Raw genomic sequence first — 22,387 nt, forward strand, 5'->3', positions numbered from 1 at the left:
TTATCCAGCTCCCTCACTGAGGGCAGCCGGATCAGTAATCAACCCGACGTCTTCTACACCTGCCTTCTGCAACTCTGACATCAGTTCAACCACAGAGCCGTAGTCCACCATTCGATCCCCTTTAATCAGAACCTGAGTCTGTGGGCTGGCCGATAGAATCTTGGAAACCTTCGTTCTTATTGCATCAAGGCTGCTGGCACTTTCATGATCCGAACCGACATCAATAAAGTATTCACCATTAGACTGTACCGACACAATCAGTGTCTTGGCATCATCCGGCAGGGGCATCGGTTTACTGGACGTCTTCGGTAATTCAACCTTGATACCTTGCGTCAACATGGGAGCACTGATCATAAAGACCACAAGCATCACCATCATGACATCGATAAACGGCACCATGTTGATTTCTGACATGGGTTTGCGTCGAACTCTTCGTTGAGCCATAGGTCAACTCCTTCAGGCTGAACGGGATCGACTGTGCACTTTACGGTGCAGAATACTCGCAAACTCATCAGCAAAGGTGTCATAACTGGCCAGCAAGGCATCCACTTTTGCGGAGTAGCGGTTATAGGCGACAACAGCAGGAATTGCTGCCAGCAAACCAATGGCCGTTGCCAGCAATGCTTCTGCAATACCCGGTGCTACCGAAGCAAGCGTTGCCTGCTGAACATTAGCCAGACCACGAAAAGCATTCATGATACCAACAACGGTACCAAACAAACCGAGATAAGGGCTGGTTGAACCAACAGTCGCCAGAAAAGGCAAATGGGTTTCCAGTTTTTCCTGCTCACGGGAGATAGCCACGCGCATGGCTCGCTGACTTCCCTCCATAACGGCATCAGCGTCTTCGGTGCCTTGACTGCGAAGACGTGAGAATTCTCTAAAGCCAGAGATAAAGATCTGTTCAAGGCCATTAGGGGCAGGTTCATCCTGCAGCTCACGATAGAGTTGTGTCAGGTCCATACCGGACCAGAATCGATCTTCAAAAGAGAGCATGTGTTGCTGGGCATTTCTTATTAATACACCCCTTTGAACAATCATGACCCAGGAGGTGATGGATGCCAGCACCAGCAACAACATAACCAGAATTACGATCCAGCTGGCATTACTGACCAGAGACCAGATTGACATGCTTTCCGTCACAGAAGCCTCGCTTGTGTAGTCAAAAAAATTAATACAAACCGACTATAACACCAAAAATCGGTCAGTTTATGACGCCCGTTATTTTATTCCGTAAGGATTCTGTAATTGCTGCCGGTCGCATGGTTTCACTGTCAATACTGCCAACCACAAACTCACCACTGCAAAGCAATTCGTTCCCCAAATAAACATTTTGCTGAAAGGTTAGTTTTACTTTTCTTACCTCAACAACTTTTGCTGTTACCATCAAAAGGTCATCCAGTTTTGCCGGGCGCCGAAATTTAATTCTGGCATCAGACACCACCAGTAAACGCTGTTGCTCCAGCAGCTGCTGGTGATCATAACCTGTTGCACGAAGGTACTCGGTTCTGGCCCGCTCCATGAATTTCAAGTAGTTGGTATGATAGACAATGCCTCCGGCATCGGTATCCTCATAATAAACACGAACATTAATCGTAAAAGGGCTATCCGCACTCACAGCGATACTCTCTAAACTGCCATAATTTACCAATAATTGTGACATGCTTTTTAAGTGCCTGTCCCTAGGAGCCTGTCACTTTCATCAAACCTACTGAATAATCAATTTTAAAAGAGGTTTAAATTCCAGCCACCAGCTTCTCAAGTTTCTCTATTTCAAAACCATGGCACAGTTTAATAATTTTATTAGACAAGCCACCATATATGCCTTGCTGTTGCCAAAGGATCGCCAACTTTTCAAGAGACTCAATATCGCCAGTCTCCAGTAGTTCTACAATTTTACTTCTGCAAACATCATCCATCGACCAGGCCTCAGAACCACAATTTTCATTACCCTCTTTAACAAGAAGTGTATGGATCTTGCCAAACAATACTGAAAACATAATGGGCTTGCTGACTAAATCAGCCATACCCACCTTTTCTACCCGTTCCTTAACTTCTAAACTGGCCTGGGCTGTCACTGCAATGATACTCGGATGATGAGCTGCTGCATTGTTCAGTATCTTCTCGGCAGCCTCATAGCCATCAATTCCAGGCATTTTCAAATCCATTAATACAAGGTCGTAACGCTCTTCCAGACATAGCTCAATTGCCTGACTACCATCATTACAACAATCAACCTTATACCCCTCATTCTGCAAAGCCTGGGTAAGCATTTTCCTGTTTGCTTCAGAATCATCCACGACCAGAATATGGGGCAGAGTGTATTTCTCATTTTTCAAAGACAGCTCTTCTGCAACAACATCGGTATGAGGAGGCATTACAGCCAGGCTCTCTGTCACCGGAGAGAAAGGCATCATAAAACTGAACTCACTCCCCCTTCCTTCTTTACTGACCACTCGAATTTCTTCCCCCATCGCTTTTACCAGCCGGTAACTGATCGCCAATCCCAAACCAGTACCACTAACTGATGAATCGTTATGTAATTGGGTAAATGGTTTGAATAGATCAGACTGGCGAACTTCAGGGATTCCTACACCACTGTCTTTCACAGAAAAGTGTATTTTTTGTTCTCGTAGTGAAACGGTAAGAACAACCTCACCTTCCTGAGTAAACTTAACTGCATTACCTGTCAGATTAATTAACACCTGTCGTAATTTAATATTATCAGCAATGATTTCTGCGGGTATATTGGCGTCCACCAGCAGCTTTAATTCAACCCCCTTCTCTGACGCAAAATGTCTGACACTGGCAATAACCATATTCAGTGTTGGTTTCAACAGAAACGGCTGCAGTGAGAGAATAACACCACTGCATTCGATCTTGGTTATGTCCAGTATGTCATTAATCAAGGTCATCAAGTGCAACCCACACTCCTCAAGCGCCTGAAGATTTTTCCGTGACGTCTCTGGTAGTTTTTTGTCCATCAACAGCAGCTGTGCGTAACCTAGAACGCCATTCATTGGCGTCCTTAACTCATGGCTGATGTTAGAAAGAAACATTGATTTAGCTTGGCTGGCCTGTTCAGCGCTTCTCTTCGCTAAAAGTAATTCTGATTCGATTTTTTTCCGTTCTGTTATGTCTCGAATGACAATGGAAACCAACACCCCTTCTTCTACTTCCAACACATTACTTGATAACTCTACTGGAAAAACCAGACCTTTCTGATCAAGACCTGCGGTCAGATAATTATCCAGACAATAGCTCTGTCGCTGCTGTTTTGAATATTTTGTCAGTAACTGGAGACTCTTGCGGCTCTCAGGTGCAATAAGAATATCGAGAGGCATATTTATCAGCTCGGCTTCACTGAACTGAAAAAGCTCCAGAACACGTCGATTAACCAAACTGATAATGCCATCTTCATTGGTAATAATCGTGGCATCGGGAGCAGAAGAAATCAGCTGTCGGAATTGGGCTGAATCCCTTGATCTTTCGGTAATATCATTCCCCATCCCTTCTATTATTTGACCACGATCTGGCAAGTCCATACAGGTAGTGCAAAACAACTCAACCCGACGACTACTGCCGTCTTTATGACTCATATCAACTTCAAAAGCATCCTCCGAGGCTCCGGAAACCAATAACCTTATCTTTTGGTCAAAGTCATCGTTAATTGAATCAGTAGATAGAAAACGATTAAACGAGCCAGCAAACTCGTCAGGAGAATACCCAAGTACAGATTGTATCGAAGGACTGACATAGACAATATCGCCCTTCACATTGAAATTAAAATAGAAGTAGTGACCTCTTAACTGCTGAGCCAGATGCCCCATATTACTGACTCTGATTTTCTGCAGTTTATCCTCCCTATCAACCAGCCTTTGCTGTAAGTTTTTAAAACTGCGAGTCAAACTGACAACTTCATTTTTAGAATCTTCAAACTCAAACCTGTCAAAGTGACCCGCATACTCATTCATTTTTATCTTCAACTGGTTCAGGGGTTTGGTAATTCTCCCTGATACGGCCCATAAACTGACAAGCGTTAACATCAGTGCCAACCCAATAAGACTGACACTCAATAAAGCCTGATCATAGACAGGTCCCATTATTCTATCTTCAAGAATACTGATACTGAAATACCAGCCCGTAGAAGGGATAGGCGTTGCTGTAACCCATCGTTTGTAATTGCGACTCCATACTCTGAAATTAATTGATTGACCAAGAAGAGTAACTCTACTGACCGCTTCTTTTAAAATACCGCACGGTTCATCTTTACCAGAATCACTGACTGGCGTTGTAAAGAACTCTGTAAATTTAAGATAGTCCTGACCTGAAATATTAATTTTACTATGAGCCCAACAAGGTGCGACATGTATAAATTCATCCAGCTCCCTGACTTTTGGAAAAGTAATTCCATTCGCGTAGATCAACACCCCGTTTCGATCAAGTAATACCAACCGGGTTTTTTCATCCTTCCACTGTAAAGGCTCTATTAACCTTGAGCCATCAACGTCTATTCTTAAAATAAAACGCTCATTATCAAGATCCAAAGGGTAAAGAAGACTGCTTCTGAACGTCTTTTCATCTTTACTCTCTTTTGAAGTAAACCAGCTTGCCGCTTTATTTCTGGAGGTCAAAATAGAAATTAAAACACTTTCATCTATATCAGATATTATCTCCTTCTCCTGACTAAGCAGTGGCACATCAGCATACTTTTTCCAGTATTTATCCAGACTTTGATCTGCCCTACTAATGATACCTGCACCAATGACCAATGCGTGATTAAAGATAAACGACGTCAGAACTTCACTATTCACTTCCTGATGAACCAAAGAACTTTGATGCTCCAGACTGGCTGCAAGAGCTGCGGTACCCGCAGCCAACTCCTTTATATTGCCATCAATCACTGAAGCAAAATGCAAACTTTGCTCAAGATGGTGCCGGCTGATTTCATAAGAGGCTTCACGAAAACTGAAGTACAAAAAGATTACTGTTACCAGGCAGTAAAAAAATACTGCAGGCAGCAAAGTAAAAAGCGTGATTTTTTGCCTGATTGATGTTGACATATTTTCTGAATACTTCAGACACAGCCCTTTAAATACCCGTGTCTAGCCAGACGTATAATTGAATTAACCCAGATTCTTCAGAAAAACTGACACAGTCAGTTTGGATTCTAAATTATCTTAATTTCAAGGTTTTTTAATATTAGCTCAGACTACCAGGGACTATGCGTTGTTTTTTTTATCTGCCCGAAATAAGAGCCCATTATGATTGGCAAGACCCATAATGCCTCCTCACCAGCATCAAGAACATTAAGCTCAAACGAAGTAGCATCTCTTTTTCTTCCCATACCTCCGTTGTTTCGAATGTCTTTATTTCTTATGACAGGTGATAGCTCATTATCATCATCCTGGTTGTTTGGCTGAAACTCATCTTCGTTTTGAACGGACTGTGTATGACTTGTATCACCGTCCTCAGCAGCTCCCTCTCCAGCATCAGGAGGCGTCTGCCCACCAAATCCAACCTCCTGTGAATTGGGTAATACTTCAAATGGTGCGAAGTGACCTGAATCACCTGGAGGCAAAAAATCACCCATCACTGCCTGAGAGTCGGGTAAAGAGTGTTGAGCAAGATCGAAGTCTTCAGAAGGCTCAGAAGTCATAAGCCACCAGTTTTCCACAGCCTGCTCACCTGCAGGAGCTAAAAAACTGGCAACCGGTGTCGCTGGTGTATCGACAAAAAAGGCAATTCCATTTTGCTGGCTGGTTTGCTGAACAATCTCCTCAACATTTACACCGTACAGAAACTGCTTTCTAACTTCATAAAGATGCTTACCCTTCCGACCATAAGTCCAGATCGCAAACCTTGGGCTATCCAACGTTGAATCTATAGCAGGCAACACAATATTGATGAACTGGATCTTTCTGTTCCTGAACCTGTTTGTCTGATGCAGATAGTCCAGAAAAGCGATCATCAATTGTTGAACCGATAGCATACTGCCTGAAGGTACATCGACACACCGGTGTACCAAGTTTTTTGGTAGCCTGCTTAAAATAGCTGCCTCCACATTCCGCCAGGGAAGATCTCTGATATGTCCTGTATCCAGATAATTCGTAGCAGCAGTGATCACCCTTATAATCAACTCTTGAGCTGATGCGCAAGCGACCCCCGTTCTGATACGTCCACCAGCAATATAAACGGCGCTCATGCCCTGAAGCCGAAGGGAAGCCAGACTTTCTGGTTCAGATGGCTCGACCTTTATTCTTTTACTTGCCGGAACTTCACTCTCGGCTTCAGCCTCTTCAGCCAGCTCAATATTGCTCCAGTTACCTGCAGTAGCTGGCTGATCGTTACCTACTCGTCGACTTGACAGCAACAAAACATTCGGTCTTCTCGCCAGGTCACGTATGGATTCATAGTTCTTTAAATGACTGATTGAAACTGTTTTACCGCTAAAGGTATATCTGACGGCTGCAGGCTGAAGTCTACGGTCAGGATAGACAAGAATAACGTCAAAGTTAATACGCAGGTGCTCTGCCAATGACCTCAAAAATACAGGAACAGGATCACTGGCAAGCCTCATACCTTTTGTGGAAGAGTCGTCCAGGAAAGATAATAAATCTTCTGACAGGTCATTTTTTGAAAGCCAGTTTTTTATAGCAGAGATAAGAGCCTGAGTTAGTGTTCCCTCCCTTACCCCATCAGCAATAAAGCGAATATTCAGTGAGTATTGAAAAAAAAGTGTCTGTTCATGATCACTGAGAATACTACGATCAACACCTTTTGAAGAATTCCCTGCATTTATTGGTTGTTTTTTCCTGCTTAACCTCTCGGTAATCTGTGTTCCTAACTCCTCCACAATAGAGGACTGTATACGAATATTACTGTCCGGTATATTGCCCGCCTGATAGTGCAAGGCGCCTAATAGCGTTTCTCTATCCGTATCTTCAGCGGCTTCTACCATCCCCCTTAGCGCACTCAAATAAGTAGAATAACTTTCATGACTAAACGGCCATGGGCACGCAGATTGCAGTCTTTGAAGCTCCTCCTCCGGGTCAAAAACTCTGGAATACAGGGACTGGATCCGATGATGTCTCCTGCAGGCCTCTGCATACCAGCATGACATTCTTGCCCTCGGGTTTTGCATCAACTCCAACAAACGAGCAGCGGGAGAACGACAAATACTTGCCTGCTCTGCTCTGCAGCGGTCAAAAGCAGCAACTTCTTCCAGTTCTCTGATAGCCACCCGAATATGCGGCAGACCATTCACTCTTTCCAGTGCGTAGTCATACACTTCCTGCATAATCTCAGCCAAAGAGGCAGTCACCTCATCCACGAGCCTGCCTTCATCATTTTTTAGCTTTATGATTTGATACTTCTGCCACTCCCGCCACAACATAGTCAGAAAAAATGTATGGGTCATTAACGGATTACTGCACATTGAACGAAAAAGCTCAGCTCGCCCAGGCATTTCCATGTCTACGACAAACTGATTTGCTCGTAAAAAATCACCTGTTACCATCATAAAGAAGGGCGAAAAGTCTGCGGAAAAGAGGCCTTCATCAAGCTGACAAAAATTCGGAAAATTAGGGTCAATCGCTATTGTAAAAGCGCTTTCACTTTCATTATTTTCAAGAGCCTGAGTTGCGTTATAGGAATCACATTTCTGCAGCATTTCAAGCATCTGGTCAATGAGCTTTTTCTTCTCATCAAGAGTCACTTGAGAATCAGTCAAGATGCTATCCGCAAACTGGCTTGAGTCATATCTTCGCTGTAGCGCATAGATCGCATACATTCTTGTCGTCTTGTTTCTGACATAGGTATACCTGATTGGAGCAACAGGAATACCCACCAGTTTCAGAATCAATATATGAGCCATTGCAGCTATGATGACCTGCTTGGCTTGAGCCAGAGAATCACAGGTCATCAGAGTTCTTTTAATAGCAAGTGAGCGCAAAAAGTAAGCGGAACAAGTCACCTGGGAGGAAATACCTGAACCCAGCTCGACATCTACCCACTCACTGTCTGCTGCGCTATCCGGAAAATACCCCTGCTCAAAATCATCCAGGAATTGGCTTACAGTCTCCTGATCGGTGCATTGCCATGCTATAGCTGGATATTCACTGTCGATATCGATCAATTCTTCCAAGCCACTTAGAGAAGCCATACCGACTTTGATTTCGAATTCGAGAGGGTATGGCAGACCATCCGAGGGAACTGGAATAGAGATAAAAAGAGCTTCGCCATCTCTGCCCGTTTTAAAGCGAGTGGAAGAAGCTAGAGATTTTCTGATCTTCAGATAAATGTCTGGCAGATTACGGTGCGCCGGAGTCATTTCAAGAAACCCCATCCTCAACCCCCTTTTCGAGGAATCTACTCCTTCTCCTGCCAGATACTGATAGCCCGTCACCACTCCTGAGCCTGCATGACCACCAGCGCCTGCATTCCCTGAAGAAGGGCCTGGAAAGGGTGAAGCAGAGCTCCAGCCTCCATGCAAAGGAGATTGAGCCGGCGTGTCCATGGCCCCTCCGGAGTTGTCCGGATCAAAAGAAACCAACAACCCGGAAATAACACCTCCCGAAAGCTCGGATGGGTTGGTAATTACAACTCTATAGGGCTTACCCGGTTTTACTGCGTGCTGATCACGACTTAAGCTGGAAACGAAATCTCTAAAACCCTGATCTCCACTTAATTTCAGTAGCCCTCTATAGAGCTGCTCTATTTTTTTCAAATTTCCAGCTGAGCTGTTGGCGCTGAACAAAAGCACTAGCAGTCCAAAACAGAGTGCTCTGATTATGCTGGAGAGTGAAGACTTTATACGACGATGTTTCATCCAGAAGTCCATGAGCCATTGCAAGCCCTGACACAGATACGCATTGGTATCAGTTGGACACTGAAGATAGTTGATAAGTGAGGGACTGTGTAGATAATGAAAAATGCGAAAGACGGGTAACAACTGAAAAGGCTGGCTCAATGCACTTATAATAAGTGAATATAAGCTCTAATTATTAATGTCTGGTCGCCATTGACCAGACACAGACAGGAAAATGACGACCGCTAAATAAACGTTTTTACTTCCGAAGACTACTCTTCATAATCCAAACCGAAGTGCAGGTATGCATGCCTGGTAACCACCCTTCCTCTTGGCGTTCTCATCATGTAACCCTGCTGAATCAAATAGGGTTCCAGTACATCTTCAATAGTATCTCGCTCTTCACTGATCGCCGCTGCAAGACTATCAACACCCACCGGACCGCCATCAAATTTTTCGATCATAGCTAGCAGAAGCCGCCTGTCCATATGATCGAAACCACAGGCATCAACATCCAGCATATCCAGAGCGGTATCAGCTATTTCTTTACTGATCAGACCGTCGCCTTTCACTTCCGCGTAGTCACGAACACGTCTGAGCAAACGATTGGCAATACGCGGTGTACCTCGAGAGCGACGGGCGATTTCTATCGCACCCTCCTCTTCAATACCAACACTAAGAATACTGGCAGAACGGCTAACGATATGCGTCAGATCCTTAATGTTGTAGAACTCCAGTCTCTGAACGATACCAAAACGATCTCTCAGGGGAGAGGTCAGCAAACCGGCTCGTGTGGTTGCACCAATCAGAGTAAATGGAGGCAGGTCCAGCTTGATGGATCGGGCTGCAGGGCCTTCACCAATCATAATATCCAGCTGGTAGTCTTCCATGGCTGGATAAAGCACTTCTTCAACCACCGGACTCAAACGATGAATCTCATCAATAAAAAGAATATCGTTAGGCTCAAGATTGGTCAGAAGTGCAGCCAGATCACCGGCTTTTTCCAACACAGGACCCGACGTTGAGCGTATATTACTGCCCATTTCGTTGGCCAGAATATGAGACAGTGTTGTTTTACCCAATCCCGGCGGGCCAAAAATAAGAGTGTGATCCAGAGCATCGCCACGCTTACGGGCAGCCTGAATAAATATTTCCATTTGCTCCCGGACTTTTGGCTGCCCGGTATAATCTTCCAGATTAATTGGACGAATAGCCCGATCCTGCACCTCATCAACGGGGCGCTCAGAGGAAGATATCAATCGATCTGCTTCTATCATGTCAAAGCCTTGTAGTAATACATCAAGGTTACCATTTAGCTATCCATAGTAAAATCAGGTGCACCTTACTAGCTCTACCTGTCTGGCAGGCGTTCAAGCACATTCATTGCGTCTGAAAGTGACATTCTCTTTGAGGGCTCTGGTTGTAATAGTGAACTCAGCAGCTGCACAACTTGCTCGCCAAGAACTCCTCCATGTTTTGCCAGATAGCTTTCAATAACCTGCTGATACTGGATATCACCAACCGGCTTGTAGTTCTTTTTACTGCCCTTTTGATCTTTATCATCCAAAGCAGGCTTATCAGAAACCGCTTTCATCACGTGCTGTTTTCTAAATACCCGCTCGCCAGTCAGCAGTTCAGCCAGTGTTATGCCAAGCGACCAGCTCATGCATTTTGAGGCATCCAGATCTGATGTTTTTTGTTTGGCGAGATAATTCCCCCAAAGCTCTGGGGAACTGTAGACAGAAGTTGTCGAGAAGCCTGTTCCGGGCTTTTTCAAATTGATGGCGGTTCCAGGCTCAAATTTCACAGCACCACCGAAATCCGCCAGCAGTAATTTTCTATTTTTGACCAGAATATTATCTGGCTTGATATCCAACCAGGCCACTCCCTGACCATTCAGATAATTAAGAGCATCCGTCAGTTGTCGGGCGTATTTAAGAGCCTCAGCTCTATTCAGTTTTCCAACGGCATCACGTAATGAGCTATCCGCCTTGTCCATTTGCAAGCCAGCCACTGCATTCATATCAACCTCGTCAACCATGACAAAACCGGGCTCGGTTTCCTCATCCTCACTAATAGCGACAGTGGGCTCTGAAGGATCTATTTCATCAACTTTAAGGATATTGGGGTGATTTAACTCTTTCAGGATTCGATATTCATCATCCAGTTCTTTACTTTTCTTTCCCTCCTTCAAGGTTTTACGAGCCTTGGTTCCTTCCGAAGTATCAACTTCCCTGACCTCGCCACTGCCCCCTTTACCCAGAAGTTTCTTTAAGCTTATAAGTCTGGGGGATCGACCTTGATAAACCTCCATATCCTCGGGAGTAGCCTCAAGCGTTGAGTCTGGCTGGTCAGTATGAGGAGCTGTTCCTGGTGGTTTCACAGATACTTTTTCCGGTCGGCGGAAGAAAATGTTTTTTTCCACCCTGATAGCGCCATCGCTGTTACGAGTAAACCTGCCAATCAGGTGTGTCCGAAAGAACGCTAGGGGTTTCACGATAAAATAGCGATAGAGTGCTGAACGCTGCACCCGCTGCTTGATTCGTGAGCGTAGAGATGTGTTTACCGGCCCATTAGAGGGAGGAAGGGTAACTGGCATATCAGGGCCACTGAAGACTCTTTCCATAGTCATCGGTAACCCTGCACAAGAAATAAGCCGCCAGCGTCAGATCATGCTCTTTAGTGCCTGACGAATCAGTTCTTCACTGGTCATACCATCTTTATAAAGTTTACTGATGACTTTGCTCGCTTCCTGCGGCTTATAACCAAGAGTTACCAGTGCAGAGCTGGCTTCCTGTTCGATATCGCGGGCTGCTGCAGCCATTTCACCACCGGCAATCAGTGGTTTACCATCCAGCAGCGGGGCTGACTGCCACTTATCCAGCTTATCTTTCATTTCAACAATAAGACGTTCAGCGGTTTTCTTACCAACACCCGGCAACTTCACCAACGTGGCACTGTCCCCTTCCTGAACACAGCGAACAAACGCTTCTGCCTCAATACCTGAAAGCAGCGTCAACCCCAGCTTGGGGCCTACACCGTTAACCTTGATCAGGGTTCGAAACAGCTCTCGTTCATCCTTACTGCTGAAGCCATAAAGCAGCTGGGCATCTTCCCTGACCACAAAATGGGTATAGAGCATCACTTCAACACCCGACTCTGGCAGCTTGTAGAACACCGACATAGGCGCTTCCACTTCATAGCCCACACCATTGGTTTCCACCATCAGGTGAGGAGGCTGTTTCTCAACCAGAACGCCTCGAATTCTTCCAATCATATCCTTTCCCGAATCTTTCAAAGCCCTGACCAGACGGTCAGAAGCACTGACATAACAACGTTAGTCTTGAACCAACTAACCCCGCCTGCTCTCTAAGAATCAAACAATAAGCGAGCGAAGTCCGCATGAAAAAACTGAAACCCTTTCTGGAGTGCCTCTGGCAGCTGCTTCCCGAAGCAGGACTGGCCAGTGAATACCACCCGGCCATTGAAGGCGGAGCTATTCCCATTCCCTTTATTCAAGCCCAGAAGTTATTGCTGACAGCTCTGGAAGAACCTGCTCATCAAGGTAAACCTCTGCTCGAAAAGCCTAAACGAAGTTTTACCAGCTATATGCAGGGTTATTCCAGTATTCCTCTCAGAGACAGGGCTATGGTTGCACTTCGCAGTGCTCACCTGTGTCAGGCAAGACATCTGCTGCCTGAGATTTCCCTCTGCGCTACGGATACCGGAATGCGCGACAGTGATATCCAGATGATTTCTGACGGTAATCAGGCTCCCGGCTGGAATCGCCATGAGCGACTGCTACTGATTGCTACCGATTGCCTTCATCATAAGCACAGTATTGCTCCGGGCATCTGGCGCCAGTTGCGCAAAAACTACTCGTCACAACAACTGTTGGACCTGGTACTTTGCACAGCGGCCTTTCATCTCTGTACTTATCCTTTCTAGGACTATACGCCACCGACTTTAAAGGTGGCATTTAGCGACTGGTCAGACGCCTTCTTCGAGTGCCCGTAGCCCCAGCCATTCGAACCAGACTGGCACGGGTGTGGGAGTGACAAAGCGCCACGGCCAGAGCATCTGCGGCATCAGCCTGAGGTGTATCGCTGAGGTTCAAAATGGATTTCACCATATGCTGAACCTGCGTTTTATCCGCAGAACCTTTGCCTACTACGGCCTGTTTAACCTGACGGGCTGAATATTCAGAGACTTCCACACCCTGATTAACCGCTGCGACTATGGCCGCCGCCCTTGCCTGCCCAAGCTTCAGAGCCGAATCAGCATTACGAGACATAAACACCTGCTCAATCCCTACGGATTGCGGGCTGTAATGTTCGATAATGGTGTTGATACCTTCATAAATCTGATGAAGCTTTTCAGGCAGCGGCGCATCCTTAATACGAATGCAACCAGAAGCAACGTAATGTAATTTATTGCCAACCTCTTCGATCAATCCGTAACCGGTAATCCTTGAGCCTGGATCTATGCCCATCAATATGGCCATTCAGTCGTCTTTCTCTGTCTGTAAAAATAAGTACTGAAAACAGAATACTGTACATTTATACAGAATTCTAGCCTGCACGAAGCGCCATAGAGGGACACACACGGCAACAATTCACGAACACGGGATTACCAAACTGGCCTGTGAGATACAGGTGCCGAGACTTAAGATGAAGCAGCAGAGGATCTGGAAATGGTTATGCGAGATACATACAGAACAATACTATTGATTACCGGGCTGATCACCCTGCTGTTTATGCTATTGATTGGCTTTAACGTGTGGGCTTACAGCCCTTGAGGCCTGCAACAAAGAGATTATTTCCTCTGTTCTTCCACCCCCTCCATGACACCCGCATGAGTCGAAAAATTGAACCTTTCTCATCAGTCGCTATCAAACAGAATTAATATGACTTAATCAGACAGGTCAACAGTGCTTAGAATAATACTAACATCAGCCGCAATTGCTCTGGCCAGCTTCAATATTCACGCATCCGACAAACTTCAGGAAAAACTTCTACAGCACACTCTGGCAGATGATCCTATCCGCACAGTAGTTCACCAACATCACCTTGCAGATGAAGCTCAATTGCTTGTTAATGCCGCTCGACGTGGTTTATGGGAGCACCCTCTGTTTAATACTGAGGTCAGTTTTAATCTGGTTTTGTATGCTTACCAAAACGAGTTGATCGATCGCCACGAATTCCTGGAAATACAGGACTGGCTGCACATTAAAAGTGATTTCAAAACAGCCAGCAGCCACTTTACATCAGCCCCTCAAACAGTTCCCACTCTGAAGATCACACGCTATCGTCCTGACCAGCTCGAACAGTCTGAAGAATATCAGAAAATAAAAAGTCACTTACCCAAAGAGTTTCAAGTCAAAGGAAGGGGACCATTCAGCAAGAAACTTGGGCACTGGCTGACATTTGTCACGCTGGATGATTCTTACAAAGATTTCTTCGCTGATTTAAAAAGCTCAATTAAGCAGTGCGCTGAAAGTGTAACGTCTCAGAAGTGTGTTGAAAAAAAGTCCGGCTTTGAAGGTTACAAAATTCTCTACTTCTTTGGAGTAATGAGTCTTGCTTTGCCTGAACTCCACTTCTATCACGACAATATCCTGGTGTTCGGTTCTATTAACCGCTTCCTTGAAAAACTGCCAAACCTGACATCAAAGCCTGACTTTCTTCCGGTTTATGGCTCTATGGACTGGGATGCTCTGATTCAACACAGGCTGAACGGAGACAATGCAGGCAGCATTTACCACCCTGAGTGCACATCCAACTTCTTCACCCCCCATCAGACATACCCTGGCACTGCACTTACCCTAAGGCATGACCTGTTTCATACCAAAGTAATCAATACGATACCTCTGAACCAAAGAAAGGCATTCCATATATTACATAAGATACAAGCTAGTGCAGGAGCTCAAGCTCTCAAAGTGATAAACAACCAATCAGAACAACTATTACCACTTTCAGACCAAGATGTATTAGAAGATCGAAACGAACTGACACGCTATAAGAGCAAGCTGATTTACGAGCTCGAGCAAACTCCTTTTGGTGATATGGGCTACAGCTACGACCTCTGCGACAGAGCCTTTCCAGATGTAGGGCTGGCTGAGCAAATAATAATGTCCTTTGATGCAGTTACAGATGATTCTGCCGTGCAAGATTCACCGCCATTCATTCAATCATACTTAAAAGACATTCTGTCAGCTCTGCAGGATAAGCAAGCGCTACTGCAAGAATATAATGTGAATGTTCAGGAAGTAATCAATGTCATTCAGCACCGATTTTACAAGCAGCATTGGGCCACACCTGCATTAACGGATTATGACGCATGCACTGAAAAAGAATATTGGAAAAAGAAAGTATATAACAACCAATAAATATGTAGCCCAATGCATTGAGCTACATATTTATCAGCCAGGTATCAGCCCAGCTGAGCCATCACCTCTTCAGAAATCTCTGAATTGGTGTAAACATTCTGAACATCGTCCAGGTCTTCCAGACGGTCAACCAGCTTCAGAATTTTTTCAGCGCCTGAAGCATCCAGTTCAGTCGTGTTTTCAGCGATCATGGCAACTTCGCCGCCTGCCGCTGTAAAACCAGCCGTTTCAAGAGCGTCTTTCACTGCCATGAACTCGGTCCAGTCGGTTACGACTTCTGCCGAACCATCGTCGTGCATAACGATATCTTCAGCGCCTGCTTCCAGAGCCGCTTCCATCAGCGTATCTTCATCCAGACCCGGCTCGAAGAAAACCTGCCCTTTGCGTTCAAACATATAGGCAACAGAACCGTCGGTTCCAAGATTGCCACCATGCTTGGAGAAGGCGTGACGCACTTCAGCAACCGTACGATTTCGATTGTCTGTCAGGCATTCAACCAGCACAGCAATACCACCCACACCGTAACCTTCGTAGGTGATTTCTTCCATGTTGGAATCATCATCACCACCGGCACCACGGGCGATAGCACGATTGATGGTGTCGCGGGTCATGTTGGCACCCAGCGCCTTATCAACCACTGCTCGCAGCTTGGGGTTATCTTCGATGTTACCGCCGCCCTGCTTTGCAGCAACGACCAGCTCACGAATGACTTTGGTAAAAATCTTGCCTCGCTTAGCGTCCTGAGCCGCTTTGCGATGCTTGATATTGGCCCATTTACTATGACCTGCCATAGGAAATATCCCCTATCTCAAAACAAAACCGACCGTAAAAAAGCATTGAAGACATACTGTTTTCAACAATCTCTAAACGGCCGGTATAAATATCAATTACTTACCGCCACTGTATGCTGACGATCACACTGGAGCATGATCATCAGCTTTCCAAACCCGTTAGTGACTGGTAGCAGAAGCTGGGTCGCGACGAATACGGATGTTCAGATCGCGCAGCTGGTTACCGTCCACTTCACCCGGAGCCTGAGTCAGCAGACAAGCCGCAGACTGGGTTTTAGGGAAGGCGATAACGTCACGGATGTTGTCGGTGCCACACAGCAGCATAACCAGACGATCCAGACCAAACGCCAGACCACCGTGAGGAGGTGCACCGTACTGCAGTGCGTCGAGCAGGAAGCCGAACTTCTCACGCTGTTCTTCTTCGCCAATGCTCAACAGACGGAATACGGTCTGTTGCATTTCCTGACGGTGAATACGAACGGAACCACCACCGACTTCATAGCCATTGATAACCATGTCGTAAGCACGGGACAGTGCGGTAACAGGGTTGTTTTCCAGCTCTTCCGGAGAGCAGGAAGGTGCGGTGAACGGGTGGTGCAGTGCTGTCAGCTTGCCGTCGTCTGTTTCTTCAAACATCGGGAAGTCAACAATCCACAGTGGTGCCCACTCTTTGGTGTACAGGTTCAGATCAGCACCGATCTTGCAACGCAGAGCACCCAGAGCTTCATTTACAACCTTCTCTCTGTCTGCACCGAAGAAGACGATGTCGCCGTTTTCAGCACCCAGACGTTCCATGATCTGCATGGCAACGTCGTCACCCAGGAACTTGATGATCGGGGACTGCAGGCCGTTAGCGCCGTTTTCCAGTTCGTTTACCTTGATCCAGGCCAGACCTTTGGCACCGTAGATGCTGACAAACTTGGTGTAGTCGTCAATCTGCTTACGGGACAGCTGAGCACCACCGGTTACTTTCAGAGCAGCAACACGGCCTTTTGGATCTTCCGCAGGACCTTTGAAGACCTTGAATTCAACGCTGGCCATCAGGTCAGCGACGTCGACCAGTTCCAGCGGAATACGCAGGTCAGGTTTGTCGGAACCGTAACGGTTCATGGCATCAGCGTAAGTCATGTGAGGGAACTCACCGAACTCAACACCCTTGGTCTTGCTGAATACGTGTCTTACCAGCTCTTCAGTGGTACCCATGATCTGCGCTTCATCCATAAAGGATGTTTCGATATCGATCTGGGTGAATTCAGGCTGACGGTCTGCACGCAGGTCTTCGTCACGGAAACACTTGACGATCTGATAGTAACGGTCAAAACCGGACACCATCAGCATCTGCTTGAACAGCTGCGGAGACTGAGGCAGAGCGAAGAACTTGCCTTCATGGGTACGGGAAGGAACCAGATAGTCACGGGCGCCTTCTGGCGTCGCACGAGTCAGAACCGGAGTTTCAACGTCCAGGAAGCCACGCGCGTCCATGAAAGCACGAACAGCACTGGTCACCTTGGAGCGCAGAATCATCTTTTCCTGCATTTCCGGACGACGCAGGTCGATCACACGGCTCTTCAGACGAACGTCTTCACCGACGTCGGTGTAACCTTCGATCTGGAACGGAGGTGTCTGGGCTTCGTTCAGCACTTCAACGTGCTTGGCCAGCATCTCGATCTCACCCGTGCTCATATTGGCATTGGTGGTGCCTTCCGGACGCGGACGTACGAAACCGGTGATCTTCAGCACGTATTCACTACGGGCTTTGTCAGCCAGAGCAAAGGCTTCTTCAGTGTCAGGGTCAATAACTACCTGGGTGATACCTTCACGGTCACGCATATCCAGGAAGATGACTCCACCATGGTCGCGGCGGCGGTGTACCCATCCACACAGGGTAACCTCCTGCCCATCATGGGAGAGATTCAGTTCGCCGCAATAATGGCTGCGCATAACATACCTCAAAACAGGGACTATTCAGATTGGATACAAAACGATGAATTAACGTACTGTATCTGACATAAATTCAATATTTCGCCAATAGCTCTTTATCAAAAGCCTCGTGGCTCAATCAAAAGCCTGGCGGCTCACACACTCAGTCGCTACTGGAACTCGACGCGGCAGGAGCCTGGCTATCGCTGGAAGACAGGTTCTTTTTCTTGCCGCCTTTGAAATCAGTTTCGTACCAGCCGCCACCTTTCAGGCGAAAAGCCGGAGCACTCAGGAGTTTCTTCAGCTCAGGTTCACCACAGCTTTCACAATCGGTCAGCGGTGCATCACTGAACTTCTGGATGGCTTCTTTAGCTTCGCCACAACTTCCACACTGATACTCGTAAATTGGCATTGACCCGCTCTACCCTTCGTTTGCCACTATCAAAACCGGAGGATTATACCTGAAAGCAGGGAAAGCGGAAAACACCGCAGGGCAGTTACCGTAAAACTCGCAAGGTTTGAAGAGTAATAGAGAAAAGAAGGTCAGCCATTAACTGCTTCTGACTGATCTGGAGGCATTAAATAGGTTTTTTTTGACTGATGGCTGCAGCGGCATTCCGCTGTTCTTCCAAAGCACCTGCAACATCCAGGGGCACATCCTGCAACTCCTGCAGTATTTCTGCCAATGAATCATCAGCTGCCTGCTCTGACTCCGCTCCTTCAACCAGTATTTCTTCTTTCCGGCTTTGGGTTTCAGCACCTTCATTCATTTTCGCTTCCAGCCAGAGACGTGCATAGATTTGAGGATTACTCGCGCCTTCGAGACTCAGATTATCGCCATACTGTTTTTCTGCTGCCGGGTTTACTACTCGCTCTAAAGCCTCTTCATCCTGAACAGTCGCTCTCAGAGCAATAGCGATACCATCAGCGGCACCTGAGTCAGGCGCTGACACCTCGGGATTATTCAGCTCTTCAATGATTTGAGCTAACAGCGCTTCGTCCTGACCAAACACCGCTCTCAGGGTTTCCTGATCAGACTCTGATAAAAAATCGGTGACCGATAAAGCGTCTTCCTGCAAATTATCTGCAACTTGCTGAGCATTACTGAGCTGATCACGGCCTATTCTTTCACCCTGTTCTTTTGCTTTAACCCGTTTCTTAGCGTTCTTTTCAGCCTCAATCTGCGATTGCTGATTCAGCTCTGCTACGGCATCTCGCAAATCTTCACCCGTTTCCATCGCTGCCGGATCAAAGCGTTGCTTTATTCTTTGCAGCAAGCCCTGAACATTGACGAAATCTTCAGTGACTGAAGTCAATATACGATTAAGACTTTTCAATGCTGCCTGATCGGCTGCATTCTCTGCTTCCATCGTGGCAATTTGCTGGTTGAGTGTTGTCACTTCGGAAGTCAGGTTGGCAATTTCATGATCCAGTAGCTGAATTCGCAGGGTCAACCGTGTGACTTCATCGGTATCACCGGCAGCCTGAGCATCATCACGATCCTGCTGAGCCGTGGTTCGTTCGGTTTGCTTATCACTGAGATTGGCAGTCTTTCCATCTCTGGTTGCTGATTCAGTGACAATGCTTTCAGTGCGAGTAACAATTTGGCCACGCAGTGGCAGTGCATCGTTAGCACTGATTAACCGCTGAATTTGCTGCGTACTTCTGGTACCAAAGTTCTGATCAACTGAAACCGCACCTGCTAATGCCTGAGTATCACTGATCATGCCTTTGATCATCAGCAGTAATGACTGAGTGTCATTAACATAGAGGTCATCAACATTGAAACGGCGGTTAAATTCATGAACAGAAGCTCTGAAGCCATCAAGCTTTGCTTCAAAAGCCCTTAGCAGCAAATCACTGCTTGTTGCATTGCTCGTACCTGGTGCCGCTGGCGTAACACTGCTTCCAGCATTGGATGTACCCGGTGTACTCGAGACAGAATTAGAACCACTGTACCCCTGACTGACTTGAGAGTTTGTCGTACTTGAGCTAACAGCGGTAGTTCCACCTGCGCCAGCACCTGAAGAAGACCCTGTGTTTGGATTCACACCACTTGTCATTGCTTTCCTCCAACGGCTTCGCCGGTCAGAAAATTCTGTAACTGGGCTGCAATGGCTCTTTCCTCTGTCCAGCCTTTTACTGACTTTAATGTTCTAGCCGCATCCCTGAGAGCCAACTCTGCTAGCCGTCTATTTTTCAGTTTGATAAAACATTCAACCATAGCCAGAGTCGCTCTTGGGTCGTGGCTATCGCATCGAGTAGCATGCTCTAAGGGTGCAATTGCGGCAGAGTCCTGATTCAGGTGACTGAGAGACAAGCCCATCGCCAAAAAGTAACGACTCTCTCTGTGATCCATAATGGCAAGGTATCTAAAAATAGTCAGAGCTTCTTTATAATGACCCGTTTCAAAATGGCCATATCCCTTCTGATAAATAGACTCTAAATGTTCGTCCGATATCGATCTAAGCTGCCTGACTGTTCCACCTTTTGATAGAAAAAGAGACCATAATTCGTTTGAATTCAGCCCCTTAGACTTATTTCCATCCTTATCAACCATTACATCATCCTTGAATCACTTATTCGCTTATTATATGCCTTCGTTCACCGTGAGCATTAATCAAGAAAAGATTAATTTTATCTCTGCTATTAATTATTTAACTTCTTATTCTTTTTTGTCATTTGCAAAATCTGGAATCACTGTTTTACTTCATCACTCCTATTGCCTAAACATAAACCACTAAGGACTGTATAAGAACAGGGCTCTGAAAACCAAATTCCAGACAATTGCTTTTTAAAGATTTTGTTTTTTAACAACTTTTTAAATAGAGACTGTCTGGCAGAGAAGCTTGTCTGGCAGTCCCGACTTAAGGAGTTGATTAATGAAACTTGCCGTGATTTCAGCGACAAGTGCTGCTGTACTTCTTTCATCTGTCTCGGTTTTCTCAAATGCCGATTCAAACGAAATACCAGCTGGACTGCCTACTGAGCATAACCTCAGTCTGAAACTGAAAAACTATTATCAGGATCGTCAGAAAAAGAATTTCGACCAGAAATTCTATACAGAAGCTGATGGCGAAAAACGTAAAATTAAAAACCAGAACAAAGAAAAAGCCTGGGGACAGGGAATCGAAGTCAATTTCGAATCCGGTTACTTCGGTAATGAAAGCGCTGCTATTGGTTTTGACTTCTCTCTTTACGGTGGCTTAAAGCTGATTGGTAAAGACAACCGTTCAGGCACCGGCATCCTTAAAGAAGACGAAGTTAACTTTGTTAAAGAAAAAGGTCTGTACAGTGCTAAAGCCGATCAAAGCAGCTTTGGCAAAATCGGTCTCGCGCACATCAAGGCGTTTGCTGGAGACAGCAATTACAACGTACTGGCTCGCGCAGGTCTGATTCAAATTAACAAACCTCTGCTGACCGGCGAATCAAAACTGATTCCTACTACTTTCCAGGGTGCCAGTGCTGAAGCGAAACTGGGTGAAGTCGATGTTTACGGTGCCTGGGCTAACAAGGTTTCCGTTCATAACAGTGACAAAATGGAAGAGTTCAGCAGCAGCAAGCCCGGTAAAGATGGCAGACATAAAGATGCTACCAAGATCGACAACATCTACACCGTTGGTGGTAGCTATCTGCATGAATCCGGTATTGGTGCAGGCTTTGATTATGCAGCCAGTACTAACTACCTGAAGATGTACCGTGCCAACCTGAATTACACCTTCCCGATTGATGAAGACACTACCCTCTTCCTCGAAGGTCAGTATTTCAAAGCTCAGGAAAATGGTGACGCATGGTACAGCAAAGGCGACAGTGGTTTTGACAAGGACGCCAAGATGTATGTCCTTAACGCCAAGCTGACTTACGACATGATCACTGCTGGTCTGACTTACAGCAAAGTCGACGCTAAAAGAGAAGGTGCTCTGGGTTTCTTTGACTACCAACTGGCCAGCGATTCCGGTCGTGATTTCAACGATGTTGATTATGCGACCAAGCGTCAGATTTCAGACTTTAACTACAACGGTGAAAAAGTACTGCAGGCTTCACTGGGCTACAACTTCGAAAAGCTTGGAGTTCCCGGTCTGAATGCCAGCTACAGCTACACCAGAGGTTCTGATATCAAGGCTTCAGGTATGAAAGGTTTTGATGGCAAGTATAAGGAAAGCGAACATAACCTTGCTGTTTCCTATGCATTCCAGCAAAAAGAACTGGAAGGTCTGAACGTTAGCCTGCAATACGCTCAACACAAAGCTGACAAAGAAATCAGCGAAATGAAGAACACTGATAAAAAAGGCTACTCTTTCGACAAAACCACCGACTTGCGTTTTATCGTTGACTACACCGTCAGTGTATTCTGATCCGACTATTCGCCTGAATAGTTGAAGTAACAGCAGGGAATCTGTGGCAAGGAAGCCATTTCACATATTAACTTTCTATCTCCCGTCTCTTGCATCCCATTTCTGTTTGTATAAGAATCATTGA

At 46.1% G+C, this 22,387-nt stretch carries 17 protein-coding genes; 3 read left to right on the forward strand and 14 right to left on the reverse strand.

Going from position 1 to position 22,387, the window contains the following annotated elements:
- The 8 genes from tolR to ruvA all read right to left on the reverse strand — a co-directional run bounded on the left by tolR (position 1) and on the right by ruvA (position 12,086).
- On the reverse strand, positions 1–444 hold the full coding sequence (tolR, locus tag EOPP23_RS20255) for a protein TolR (RefSeq protein ID WP_153767801.1): 444 nt from the start codon (positions 442–444) through the stop codon (positions 1–3).
- A gap of 12 nt (positions 445–456) precedes the next feature.
- Entirely contained in the window at positions 457–1,131 is a 675-nt protein-coding gene (gene tolQ / locus EOPP23_RS20260) for a protein TolQ (RefSeq protein ID WP_153767921.1), read from the reverse strand.
- Positions 1,132–1,204: 73 nt separating this feature from the next.
- On the reverse strand, positions 1,205–1,618 hold the full coding sequence (gene ybgC, locus EOPP23_RS20265) for a tol-pal system-associated acyl-CoA thioesterase (protein WP_370514839.1): 414 nt from the start codon (positions 1,616–1,618) through the stop codon (positions 1,205–1,207).
- A gap of 118 nt (positions 1,619–1,736) precedes the next feature.
- Positions 1,737–4,979 carry a PAS domain-containing sensor histidine kinase gene (locus EOPP23_RS20270; protein ID WP_194842693.1) on the reverse strand — a complete coding sequence of 1,081 codons (3,243 nt, stop codon included), beginning with the start codon at positions 4,977–4,979 and terminating at the stop codon, positions 1,737–1,739.
- 233 nt (positions 4,980–5,212) lie between these two features.
- Positions 5,213–8,728, reverse strand: coding sequence for a hypothetical protein (locus tag EOPP23_RS20275; RefSeq protein ID WP_153767804.1), 3,516 nt, complete (start codon positions 8,726–8,728; stop codon positions 5,213–5,215).
- Between the two features lie 353 nt (positions 8,729–9,081).
- Positions 9,082–10,086 carry a Holliday junction branch migration DNA helicase RuvB gene (gene ruvB / locus EOPP23_RS20280; protein ID WP_153767805.1) on the reverse strand — a complete coding sequence of 335 codons (1,005 nt, stop codon included), beginning with the start codon at positions 10,084–10,086 and terminating at the stop codon, positions 9,082–9,084.
- Positions 10,087–10,160: 74 nt separating this feature from the next.
- Positions 10,161–11,441, reverse strand: a complete 1,281-nt coding sequence (locus EOPP23_RS20285) for a protein kinase (protein ID WP_153767806.1) — start codon at positions 11,439–11,441, stop codon at positions 10,161–10,163.
- Positions 11,442–11,474: 33 nt separating this feature from the next.
- The gene (ruvA, locus tag EOPP23_RS20290; protein WP_153767807.1) at positions 11,475–12,086 is read right to left on the reverse strand and encodes a Holliday junction branch migration protein RuvA; all 612 of its coding nucleotides are present in this window, start codon (positions 12,084–12,086) and stop codon (positions 11,475–11,477) included.
- A gap of 125 nt (positions 12,087–12,211) precedes the next feature.
- On the opposite strand from ruvA, the gene EOPP23_RS20295 reads away from it, so the two are divergent.
- Positions 12,212–12,757 carry a hypothetical protein gene (locus EOPP23_RS20295; RefSeq protein WP_153767808.1) on the forward strand — a complete coding sequence of 182 codons (546 nt, stop codon included), beginning with the start codon at positions 12,212–12,214 and terminating at the stop codon, positions 12,755–12,757.
- A 31-nt stretch (positions 12,758–12,788) separates the two neighbouring features.
- Here the strand turns inward: EOPP23_RS20295 and ruvC are convergent, their stop codons facing one another.
- Complete coding sequence (gene ruvC, locus EOPP23_RS20300) at positions 12,789–13,313, reverse strand: crossover junction endodeoxyribonuclease RuvC (RefSeq protein WP_153767809.1); 525 nt, start codon at positions 13,311–13,313, stop codon at positions 12,789–12,791.
- A gap of 426 nt (positions 13,314–13,739) precedes the next feature.
- On the opposite strand from ruvC, the gene EOPP23_RS20305 reads away from it, so the two are divergent.
- Complete coding sequence (locus EOPP23_RS20305) at positions 13,740–15,197, forward strand: hypothetical protein (RefSeq protein ID WP_153767810.1); 1,458 nt, start codon at positions 13,740–13,742, stop codon at positions 15,195–15,197.
- A 44-nt stretch (positions 15,198–15,241) separates the two neighbouring features.
- Here the strand turns inward: EOPP23_RS20305 and EOPP23_RS20310 are convergent, their stop codons facing one another.
- From EOPP23_RS20310 to EOPP23_RS20330, 5 genes are all read right to left on the reverse strand, one after another.
- Entirely contained in the window at positions 15,242–15,988 is a 747-nt protein-coding gene (locus EOPP23_RS20310) for a YebC/PmpR family DNA-binding transcriptional regulator (protein WP_153767811.1), read from the reverse strand.
- Between the two features lie 159 nt (positions 15,989–16,147).
- The gene (gene aspS, locus EOPP23_RS20315; protein WP_153767812.1) at positions 16,148–17,929 is read right to left on the reverse strand and encodes an aspartate--tRNA ligase; all 1,782 of its coding nucleotides are present in this window, start codon (positions 17,927–17,929) and stop codon (positions 16,148–16,150) included.
- 142 nt (positions 17,930–18,071) lie between these two features.
- Positions 18,072–18,320: an FmdB family zinc ribbon protein gene (locus EOPP23_RS20320; RefSeq protein ID WP_153767813.1), complete on the reverse strand. Its 249-nt coding sequence runs from the start codon at positions 18,318–18,320 to the stop codon at positions 18,072–18,074.
- 166 nt (positions 18,321–18,486) lie between these two features.
- Entirely contained in the window at positions 18,487–19,971 is a 1,485-nt protein-coding gene (locus tag EOPP23_RS20325; protein WP_153767814.1) for a hypothetical protein, read from the reverse strand.
- Complete coding sequence (locus EOPP23_RS20330) at positions 19,968–20,468, reverse strand: hypothetical protein (protein WP_153767815.1); 501 nt, start codon at positions 20,466–20,468, stop codon at positions 19,968–19,970. The genes EOPP23_RS20325 and EOPP23_RS20330 overlap by 4 nt, the downstream gene beginning before the upstream one ends.
- A 322-nt stretch (positions 20,469–20,790) precedes the next feature.
- Between EOPP23_RS20330 and EOPP23_RS20335 the strand changes: the two genes are divergently transcribed.
- Positions 20,791–22,263: an OprD family outer membrane porin gene (locus EOPP23_RS20335; protein WP_153767816.1), complete on the forward strand. Its 1,473-nt coding sequence runs from the start codon at positions 20,791–20,793 to the stop codon at positions 22,261–22,263.
- Positions 22,264–22,387: the final 124 nt, after the last annotated feature.

The organism is Endozoicomonas sp. OPT23 (assembly GCF_009653635.1).
GTDB lineage: Bacteria > Pseudomonadota > Gammaproteobacteria > Pseudomonadales > Endozoicomonadaceae > Endozoicomonas_A.

Coding starts and splice junctions, on each gene's coding strand:
- tolR (WP_153767801.1), bottom strand. CDS start 444: ATGGCTCAACGAAGAGTTCGACGCAAACCCATGTCAGAAATCAACATG.
- tolQ (WP_153767921.1), bottom strand. CDS start 1,131: ATGTCAATCTGGTCTCTGGTCAGTAATGCCAGCTGGATCGTAATTCTG.
- ruvB (WP_153767805.1), bottom strand. CDS start 10,086: ATGATAGAAGCAGATCGATTGATATCTTCCTCTGAGCGCCCCGTTGAT.
- EOPP23_RS20285 (WP_153767806.1), bottom strand. CDS start 11,441: ATGACTATGGAAAGAGTCTTCAGTGGCCCTGATATGCCAGTTACCCTT.
- ruvA (WP_153767807.1), bottom strand. CDS start 12,086: ATGATTGGAAGAATTCGAGGCGTTCTGGTTGAGAAACAGCCTCCTCAC.
- EOPP23_RS20295 (WP_153767808.1), top strand. CDS start 12,212: ATGAAAAAACTGAAACCCTTTCTGGAGTGCCTCTGGCAGCTGCTTCCC.
- ruvC (WP_153767809.1), bottom strand. CDS start 13,313: ATGGCCATATTGATGGGCATAGATCCAGGCTCAAGGATTACCGGTTAC.
- EOPP23_RS20310 (WP_153767811.1), bottom strand. CDS start 15,988: ATGGCAGGTCATAGTAAATGGGCCAATATCAAGCATCGCAAAGCGGCT.
- aspS (WP_153767812.1), bottom strand. CDS start 17,929: ATGCGCAGCCATTATTGCGGCGAACTGAATCTCTCCCATGATGGGCAG.
- EOPP23_RS20320 (WP_153767813.1), bottom strand. CDS start 18,320: ATGCCAATTTACGAGTATCAGTGTGGAAGTTGTGGCGAAGCTAAAGAA.
- EOPP23_RS20325 (WP_153767814.1), bottom strand. CDS start 19,971: ATGACAAGTGGTGTGAATCCAAACACAGGGTCTTCTTCAGGTGCTGGC.
- EOPP23_RS20330 (WP_153767815.1), bottom strand. CDS start 20,468: ATGGTTGATAAGGATGGAAATAAGTCTAAGGGGCTGAATTCAAACGAA.
- EOPP23_RS20335 (WP_153767816.1), top strand. CDS start 20,791: ATGAAACTTGCCGTGATTTCAGCGACAAGTGCTGCTGTACTTCTTTCA.